Raw genomic sequence first — 8080 nt, 5'->3', positions numbered from 1 at the left:
GTGGTGTCGGCAACCACTATGGTTGACCCATGGATCTGCGGGTCGCGGCATACGCGGTCGTCACCGATGACGACGGCAGGGTGCTACTCGCGCGCTGGACCGAGGGGCGCCGCGTCGCCTGGACGATGCCCGGCGGCGGTATCGAGGCCGGCGAGGACCCCGAGGATGCCGTGCGCCGCGAGGTGCGCGAAGAGACCGGCTTCACGGTGCACGTCGAGGAACTGCTCGGCATCCACTCGCGTGTGATCCCGGCTGGTCGCCGGGTGAAGAAGGCGGATGCTCCGCTGCACACCCTGCGGATCGTCTACCGCGCCAAGATCTCTGGTGGAAAACTGCGTTTCGAGCAGAACGGCTCCACAGACATGGCCGGATGGTTCACGCTGGACGAGGTTGATGACTTGCAGCGCGTGAAGCTCGTCAACATCGCTCTGCGGATGGCGGGCGTCATCCCCTGAGCCGCGCGATTTCGCTCGCTGACCCAGTCCGAGCGCTCGTGAGAGGGCAGTTCAGCACGGTGTGGAATCGGTGCACCATGCCGAATTGCCCTTTCGACATCACGACCGAGCGGGTCTACGCCTCCGGGACCGTGATGTCGGCGACTGTCGCGCCGTAGGCGGCGATCAGCTCGTCGGCCTCGACGAAAAGGCTGAAGCCCTGCGTTCCGGCACCCATCGCGATGCGCTGGCCGACGATCGACTCGTCGGCGAAGATCGGCCAGTCGGTGGTGCTGCCGATCGGTACGATCGTGCCGCGTTCATAACCGGTGGCGGCCAGAGCGAGCTCTGGCTCGGGCAGACGCAGCTTGTTCACGCCGACGAGCGCGCGCAGCTTCGGCCACGAGATCGCCTGACCACCCGGCACGAGCGCGAAGAGGTACGTGTCGTCAGCGCGCTTGACCACCAGGGTCTTGACGATGTCCGACGGCTCGATGCCGAGCAACGCCGCCGCCTCGTGCAGGCTGTTCGCCGCGGGGCGCTCACGGATCTCGATAGCGAGATCGCGCGCCGCCGCGGCGTCGCGTACGCGGGCGTGCGGATCGGGGCCGCTCACGCCTCGGGGGCGGAAAGCGGGTCGTCGGCGACCCAGAGCTCGTCGTCGGTGCGAAGCGCCTGCCAGGCGGCGTAGAGAACACCCGCAGCGGCGGCGACGCCGAGGACGATCGCGACGATCGACCCGATTCCGGGGCCACGCTTGACCGGGGCTGCGGGCTCACGAGTGAAGGAGAGGCCCTGACGCTTCGCGTTCGCGGCATCCCATGCCGACATCGCGGTGCCGAGGACACCACCGACGGCGGGAAGGACCTTCTTGTCCATGGCCTCGCGGCCTGCCTTCACGCCGCGGTTGATCGACGGGGCGAAGTGACGGTTGTACGTTTCCTGCACCGCGGGCAGAACCTGCTCGCGGCCGACGTTTCCGAGCTGACGACTCGCTTCACGGGCGACGTTTGCGGCGTGACCGACCAACTGCTGCTGGTGCTCCCAGAGCTCGGTGGCGTCGTGCTGCAGACGACGCAGCTCCTTCTTCCGCTTGCGGGTGAGGCTCACGATGCTCTCCTGTCCATTGGAGTTTAGGAATTTCCATCTTGCCAGACGAGTCTGTACGTCGGGCGGGAAAATGCTCTGCGAGAATAGGAGTATGCCTCAGCACTCACACGTCGCAACCATCCACACCAACCACGGCGACATCGTCGTCAACCTTTTCGGTGACCAGGCTCCGAAGACGGTGAAGAACTTCGTCGGTCTCTCTGACGGCACCCAGAACTGGACGCACCCGGCGACCGGCGAGCCCGGCGAAGGCCCGCTCTACAAAGATGTCATCTTCCATCGCATCATCCCGAACTTCATGATCCAGGGCGGCGACCCGCTCGGCCAGGGCGTCGGCGGCCCGGGCTACAACTTCGACGACGAGATCAACATGGATCTGAACTTCAACGAGCCCTACATTCTCGCGATGGCCAACGCTGGCCTTCGCCGCAACGCCATCACCGGCAAGGCCGAGGGCACGAACGGCTCGCAGTTCTTCATCACCACCGACCCGACCCCGTGGCTGCAGGGCAAGCACACGATCTTCGGTGAGGTCGCAGACGACGCGTCCAAGAAGGTCGTCGATGCGATCGCCGCGGTTCCGACCGCTGCCGGCGATCGCCCCGTGCAGGACGTCGTGCTGCAGTCCGTCGACGTCGTCGCGGTCTGATCAGCTGATCACTGGTCGATCCGGATGACGACGCCCGAGTTCGCGAACAACCGCGACAACTATTGCTATCGGCATCCGGATCGGCAGAGCTTCGTGCTCTGCCAGCGCTGCATGCGCACCATCTGCCACGAGTGTCAGACCCCGGCGGCAGTCGGCGTCATCTGCCCCGAGTGCATGGCCGCTGAGCGAAAGAACCGCACGCCGGCGCAGAAGCGTGCGCAGCGGCAGTGGGGTCGCTCACGTGGCACACTCACGGCGGTGAGCTCGGGCCGCCCCATCGTCACGTACGCGATCATGATCGTGACGGCGTTCGTGAGCCTGCTGCAGTTGATCCCCGGCTTCGGCGTCGAGATCACCCGAGCGCTCGCCTTCCAGGTGGGCTTTCTGTACCCCAGCCTCAACGGTGGCATCTTCGAACCGTGGCGGCTGCTCACCGCCCTACTCGTGCACGGCGGGCTCTGGCATGTCGGCCTGAACATGCTCGCGCTGTGGATGATCGGGCGCAGTCTCGAGCCGATGCTCGGCCGGTGGCGCTTCCTCGCGCTCTACCTGCTCGGCGGGCTCGGCGGTTCGGTGGCTGTGGGAATCCTTGCCCCCGGCACATCGGTGGTCGGGGCATCCGGCGCCGTCTTCGCGCTCTTCGGGGCGTTGCTCGTCATCGGCCTGCACATGGGCGCGAACATGACCGGGTTGCTGATCATCCTCGGCATCAACCTCGTGATCGGCTTCATCCCCGGCTTCAACATCGCCTGGCAGGCGCATATCGGCGGCGCGGCGATCGGGGCGCTGGTCGGCTTCATCATCCTGCGCACGCGCAAGCGCGGTCAGAAGGGCTGGCAGACGCTGCTGCTGATCGCTGTCGCGCTGCTGCTGATCGCCGCGGTGTTCCTGATTCCGCCGATGATTCTGCTGGCCTGATCGGATCCCACAGGGTTATCAACCCTGTGAATAACATCGGTGTAATTCTCCCCAGTGTGGGGATAACCTGTGGATAACTCTCCTCAGGACGCACGAAAACGGCCCCCGCCGAAGCGAGGGCCGCAGAGAAGTCGAAGATTATCGCCAGCGCGTGGTCATCAGGAACCCGATCATCGCGATACCGAGACCGATTGCGAGGTTCCAGGAGTCGATACCCGGGATCGGGTACTGCATGCCCGAGATGTAGAACACGAGGATCCATGCCAGGCCCAGCAGCATGAAGCCCAGCATGACGGGCTTGAACCAGACGGCGTTGGGCGCCGTCTCGCCTTCGGCGCGTTCGACGACGGGTTCTTCGCTCTTGCGGTCTCGTGCCATGTGCTCAGTCTACCCAACCGCGCCCCAGTTCCCCACTGCCCGGGCTCTCGTTCGAAGCACGCACATGTCGGGGCGATAAGATCACGCGTATGAGTGCAACCGCGGCCCCCACGACGCGTCGCGCTCGCCGACGCCGGCCACGCTCACGAGCGACCTTCACGAGCGTCCTCGGCGAGCTGCTGCTCACGGCCGGTGTCGTGGTCGGACTGTTCGTCGTCTGGCAGATGTGGGTCGGCGACATCATCATCAGCGCGCAGAAGAATGCTGAGGGTGCCGCGATCTCGCAGGAGTGGGCCGAACTTCCCGCCCCCGAGCCGCCGCCGCTGATCACCGATGGCGAGGGTGACGAGGCCGTCACCTACTACGAACCGCCGATTCTGCCGCATCCCGACAACGCCGAGATCTTCGCTCGCATGCACATCCCCCGTTTCGGCGACGATTACAACCAGGCGATCGCCGGCGGTACGACCCGCTCAGGCACACTCGATCACATCGGCATCGGCCTCTACACCGAATCGAAGATGCCCGGCGAGGTCGGCAACTTCTCGATGGCCGCACATCGTACGACCTGGGGTTTTCCGTTCAACAAGATCGACAAGTTGAAGCTCGACGACGCGATCGTCGTCGAGACACCCGAGGGCTGGTACACCTACCGCTTCCGGACACTCGAGTACGTCAAGCCCACCGAGGTCGACGTGCTGCTCGACGTGCCACAGGTGCCGGGGGCGAGCGACGGCGAGCGCTACATCACTCTCACGGCATGTTCACCCCTGTACTCACTCGCCGAGCGCATCGTCGCCTACGGTGTCTTCGATAGTTTCCAGCCCCGCGCCGAAGGCGAGCCCGATTCGCTCGCCAAGGTCGCCGTCGCAAGCCCGTCCTGGTAAGGAGTCTCTGATGTACGCAGCACTGTGGCGCATCCTGCCCGGCCCGTGGTGGGTGCGCCTGTTCATACTGCTGGTGCTGGTCGCGGCGGTGCTGTACGGCCTGTTCTTCTACGTCTTCCCCTGGGTGGCGCCGATCGTCGCTCCCGGCGAGGTCGATCTGGAATGAGCGTGCGCGTGCTTGTCGTCGACAATCACGACAGCTTCGTGCACACACTCGTCGGTTACCTTCGCGAACTCGGTGCCGTCGTCTCGCTGATCGAGGCGGATGCTGATGACGCCGCTGGCTTCGCGCGCATCCTGCCCGAGTTCGACGGGGTGCTGCTCTCGCCTGGGCCGGGCCGTCCGCGCGACGCCGGTGCCTCCGTCGACATCGTCACGCTCGCCGTCGCACGCACACAGCCGCTGCTGGGCGTGTGCCTCGGACACCAGGCGATCGGCGCGGCCTTCGGCACCGAAGTCTCTGAGGCGCCCGAGCTGATGCACGGCATGGTCTCGGCGATCGAACACGACGGCTCGGTGCTGTTTCACGGCATCCCCTCGCCCGTCGACGTGGGCCGCTACCACTCCCTCGCGCTGGACGAGGCGGCGCTTCCGCCCGAGCTGATCGCAACCGCGCGCACGGCATCCGGAACCGTCATGGCCATCGCCCACCGCGACCTGCCCATCCTCGGCGTGCAATTCCATCCCGAGAGCGTGCTCACCCAGCACGGGTACCGTCTGCTGGCGAACTGGCTGGAATCGGTCGGCGACGTCGATGCGGTCGCGGCGGCGGACCGCCTGCATCCGCTCAGAGTCTGATGCGGCTGCGCTATTCGCCCACGCAGTAACGCAGATCGACCTCAGAGTGCACCGCTACATCGCCCGGCGCCACCGACATCGAGGTGATCGTCGATGGGTCGGTCGCGGCGCAGTCGGGCTGCTCAGTCGGAAGGGGAGTGAGACCGAGCTCTTCGAGTTTCGCCGTCGCGGCGTCGAGCGTCCACCCGGTCACATCGACCAGTGTGACGCGGCCACTGGCGACGACGATGTTCACGGCGGTCTTGGGTGCGATCTCATCGCCCTCGGCCGCATTCGTGATCTCGAGCACCGTGTCGGCTGCGCTGTCGCGATCGTTGCGTGGCGTGACGCTGCCCAGCGTCAGCCCGGCATCCTCCAGCGCGGTCTTGGCCGCATCCTGGGAGAGCCCGACCAGGGTCGGCACCGCGACCGTCTCGGCTCCCGATGACACGTAGAGCGTGACCTCCTGGCCGCGCTCGACCGACTGTCCGGCATCCGGGTCGGTGCGAATGACGTTGTCTTCTGTGACCGTCGCGCTCGCCTCGTAGATGATCCGCGATCGCAGATCGAGCTCTTCCAGATCGCTCTGCGCGCGCTCATACGAGACGTTCGCCAGGTCGGGCACGGTGCGAGACGACGTGGGGATCTGTTCGCCACGCGGCATCATGATCACCCACACCAGCACCGAGACCAGCAGCACCGCGAGCAGCGCCACACCGGCCCAGATCCAGACCACCGGGGGGCCTGACTGCGTGCGCGTCATCGTCGTGTCGGTGCTGAGCTGACGCAGCGAACGCGCCGTCTCCTGCGCCTGTCGCGGATTCGGACCGTACAGTTCGCTCGTCAACGCACCGAGTTGCTTCTTCGTCGGTGCCTTGCCGGCGACGGCATTGTCGAGCGCCGCGCGGAAGCTCGCAGCATCCGGATACCGCTGATATGGATCTTTCGCGAGCGCGCGCAACACGATCGGGTTGAGCGCGCCGGGAGCCTGCTCGTTGACCTCGGTGGGTGGCACCGGCGTCTCGCTGACGTGCTGGTACGCGACGGCGACGGGGGAGTCGCCACGGAAGGGCTGACGCCCGGTGAGCAGCTCATACAGCACGACACCGGTGGAGTAGAGGTCGGCGCGAGCGTCTACGGGCTCGCCTTTGGCCTGCTCGGGCGAGAAATAGGCTGCCGTACCGACGATCTGCGTGGTCTCGGCGACGGTGGACGATGAGTCTGACACCGCGCGGGCGATGCCGAAGTCCATGACCTTGACCTGGCCCTTGTCGGTGATCATCACGTTGCCGGGCTTGATGTCGCGATGCACGACACCGGCGCGGTGCGAGTAGTCGAGAGCTTCGAGGATGCCGTCGACATAGCGCACGGCATCCGCCACAGGAACCGGCCCCTCGGCGATGATGTCCTTCAACTGGCGCCCGCGGACGAGCTCCATGACGATATACGGCTCGCTGCCCGGCGTTCCCGCCGCTGGCGCGCCATCGCCGGCCGATGACGGGTCACCTGCGTCGAAGACACGCACGATCGACGGATGCGACATGCGCGAGGCCGCCTGCGCTTCGAGGCGGAATCGCGTGCGAAACGCCGTGTCACGAGCCAGCTCGGGGTCGAGCACTTTGATCGCGATCTCACGGCCCAGTGTCACGTCATAGCCGCGATACACCCGGGCCATGCCGCCCTGACCGATGAGCTCGTCGACGCGGTATCGCTCGGCGATGATGCGTGGCTCTTCGGACACGGACGATTCCCCCTGGTCAGACAACGGCGGTAAAAACTCCTCTTAGGTTACCCTCAGCCGAGCAGGTCTCCATTGCTTTCGCCACCGGCGTCGGGGTCAGGAGTGGGCTCTTCTTCGGCGGCCGGAACGATCGTCACGGCGAAGTCGTTCGAGTTCGGGGACGTGCGGGGTTCGCTGCCGTCCCCGCCGCAGACCCCGGCGTACGACACGATCAACTGTGATTCCTGCGTCACGTCGTCGATCTTGATCTGCTTGCTCCGCTCGGTCCCGCTTGGCGCGCCGCCGACCCACGACGCACCTTGCAGGTTCACCTGATATCCGACGATGCTGCTGCCGCTCGGGCAGCTGAAGCCCGCACCCCAGGTGAGCGTCACGGTCGACCCGGCCTCGACCTGCGACGGGTTGCCGCTGATCTCCGGAGTATCAGACGGCGCCGCGATGGGAGTGCGATCGCCGTAGTGGGTCAGTGTGATCGTCTCGGTCGGCTCGACGTTGCCGCTGGGCTGGACCTGGTAGATCTTCCCGACCTGGTCGTCAGAGCTTGCCGCATCGCCCGCTGTGCACGTGACGTTGGTGATGCCGTTCTCAGCGAGCGTCGCGGTGGCCGCGTCGCACGTCATGCCTTCCAGACCCAGCGCCGTGATGTCGACGCGCGTCGGCTCCGGTGAGGGTTCGGGCGTCGTCGGATCAGGCGAGGGGGAGTGCGTGCCGGTGGACTTGATCGGATCGGGCTCGCCCTGATTCAACAGCGCGAACAGCGTGCCGCCGAGCACGATCACCAGCAGCGCGATCAGCGCGATCAGCGGCCACGTCCACGGGCTGCGCTTCTTCTTCTCTTCCTCTTCGCCTTCGACTTCGCCGTCGGCGGGGAGCTGCGCCGTGGTGGGCAGAATACGCGTGGTGCCGTCATCGCCCGTGGAGGTGAGCAGGCGCGTGGCGTCGTCTTCAGCGACACCGCCGGTGGCGATCGCGGGCACGGCGATGGCAGCCGAGTTCAGGTCGCCGCGGCGCAGCGCCTGCGCTGCGCGAGCCACGGTCGCCGACGACGACGGCCGGTCGCCCGGCTTCTTCGCGATCATCGCCATGACGAGGTTCTGCACGGGAATCGGCACCGTGGGCGGCAGCGGCGGGGGCTGCTCGTTGATCTGCGCCATCGCGATCGCGACCTGCGACTCGCCCGTGAAAG

Annotated in this window: 10 protein-coding genes and 1 pseudogene; 6 read left to right on the top strand and 5 right to left on the bottom strand. The window is 66.3% G+C overall.

Features of this window, described 5'->3' with window-relative positions; all coding sequences use genetic code 11:
• Window positions 1-29: 29 nt before the first annotated feature.
• Entirely contained in the window at window positions 30-455 is a 426-nt protein-coding gene (locus tag Q1J95_RS12420; protein WP_300267997.1) for an NUDIX domain-containing protein, read from the top strand.
• A 115-nt stretch (window positions 456-570) separates the two neighbouring features.
• On the opposite strand, the gene Q1J95_RS12415 is transcribed toward Q1J95_RS12420, so the two are convergent.
• Window positions 571-1050: an aminoacyl-tRNA deacylase gene (locus Q1J95_RS12415; RefSeq protein ID WP_300267994.1), complete on the bottom strand. Its 480-nt coding sequence runs from the start codon at window positions 1048-1050 to the stop codon at window positions 571-573.
• Complete coding sequence (locus Q1J95_RS12410; protein WP_300267992.1) at window positions 1047-1544, bottom strand: DNA helicase; 498 nt, start codon at window positions 1542-1544, stop codon at window positions 1047-1049. Before Q1J95_RS12410 ends, Q1J95_RS12415 begins: the two co-directional genes overlap by 4 nt.
• A 91-nt stretch (window positions 1545-1635) precedes the next feature.
• Between Q1J95_RS12410 and Q1J95_RS12405 the strand changes: the two genes are divergently transcribed.
• The gene (locus Q1J95_RS12405) at window positions 1636-2193 is read left to right on the top strand and encodes a peptidylprolyl isomerase (protein ID WP_300267991.1); all 558 of its coding nucleotides are present in this window, start codon (window positions 1636-1638) and stop codon (window positions 2191-2193) included.
• Window positions 2194-2217: 24 nt separating this feature from the next.
• Complete coding sequence (locus Q1J95_RS12400) at window positions 2218-3111, top strand: rhomboid family intramembrane serine protease (RefSeq protein WP_300267988.1); 894 nt, start codon at window positions 2218-2220, stop codon at window positions 3109-3111.
• Between the two features lie 138 nt (window positions 3112-3249).
• Here the strand turns inward: Q1J95_RS12400 and Q1J95_RS12395 are convergent, their stop codons facing one another.
• On the bottom strand, window positions 3250-3489 hold the full coding sequence (locus Q1J95_RS12395; protein WP_300267985.1) for a cell division protein CrgA: 240 nt from the start codon (window positions 3487-3489) through the stop codon (window positions 3250-3252).
• Window positions 3490-3578: 89 nt separating this feature from the next.
• Here Q1J95_RS12395 and Q1J95_RS12390 point away from each other — a divergent pair, with 89 nt between their 5' ends.
• Genes Q1J95_RS12390 through Q1J95_RS12380 form a run of 3 tightly spaced genes read left to right on the top strand, consistent with a single transcriptional unit; the run spans window position 3579 to window position 5174 of the window.
• On the top strand, window positions 3579-4376 hold the full coding sequence (locus Q1J95_RS12390) for a class E sortase (RefSeq protein WP_300267982.1): 798 nt from the start codon (window positions 3579-3581) through the stop codon (window positions 4374-4376).
• Window positions 4377-4386: 10 nt separating this feature from the next.
• Window positions 4387-4542 (top strand): hypothetical protein, encoded by a 156-nt coding sequence (locus Q1J95_RS12385; protein ID WP_300267980.1) that lies wholly within the window; start codon window positions 4387-4389, stop codon window positions 4540-4542.
• Complete coding sequence (locus Q1J95_RS12380; RefSeq protein WP_300267977.1) at window positions 4539-5174, top strand: aminodeoxychorismate/anthranilate synthase component II; 636 nt, start codon at window positions 4539-4541, stop codon at window positions 5172-5174. Before Q1J95_RS12385 ends, Q1J95_RS12380 begins: the two co-directional genes overlap by 4 nt.
• Window positions 5175-5184: 10 nt before the next feature.
• Here the strand turns inward: Q1J95_RS12380 and pknB are convergent, their stop codons facing one another.
• Together pknB and Q1J95_RS12370 are read right to left on the bottom strand one after the other, a co-directional pair.
• Entirely contained in the window at window positions 5185-6894 is a 1710-nt protein-coding gene (gene pknB, locus Q1J95_RS12375) for a Stk1 family PASTA domain-containing Ser/Thr kinase (RefSeq protein WP_300267976.1), read from the bottom strand.
• Window positions 6895-6947: 53 nt separating this feature from the next.
• Window positions 6948-8080 (bottom strand): annotated as a pseudogene (locus Q1J95_RS12370) (serine/threonine protein kinase); the annotation flags it as partial.

The organism is Microbacterium sp. (genome assembly GCF_029263575.1).
Taxonomy (GTDB): Bacteria; Actinomycetota; Actinomycetes; order Actinomycetales; family Microbacteriaceae; genus Microbacterium.
Note: the sequence above shows the minus strand (reverse complement) of the source record. Positions and strands in the feature narration are given on the sequence as shown.

Bases quoted from the DNA above. Each gene is read 5' to 3' on its own strand.
- Q1J95_RS12380 (WP_300267977.1), top strand. From the start codon at position 4,539: ATGAGCGTGCGCGTGCTTGTCGTCGACAATCACGACAGCTTCGTGCAC.
- Q1J95_RS12405 (WP_300267991.1), top strand. From the start codon at position 1,636: ATGCCTCAGCACTCACACGTCGCAACCATCCACACCAACCACGGCGAC.
- Q1J95_RS12390 (WP_300267982.1), top strand. From the start codon at position 3,579: ATGAGTGCAACCGCGGCCCCCACGACGCGTCGCGCTCGCCGACGCCGG.
- Q1J95_RS12385 (WP_300267980.1), top strand. From the start codon at position 4,387: ATGTACGCAGCACTGTGGCGCATCCTGCCCGGCCCGTGGTGGGTGCGC.
- Q1J95_RS12420 (WP_300267997.1), top strand. From the start codon at position 30: ATGGATCTGCGGGTCGCGGCATACGCGGTCGTCACCGATGACGACGGC.
- Q1J95_RS12395 (WP_300267985.1), bottom strand. From the start codon at position 3,489: ATGGCACGAGACCGCAAGAGCGAAGAACCCGTCGTCGAACGCGCCGAA.
- Q1J95_RS12400 (WP_300267988.1), top strand. From the start codon at position 2,218: ATGACGACGCCCGAGTTCGCGAACAACCGCGACAACTATTGCTATCGG.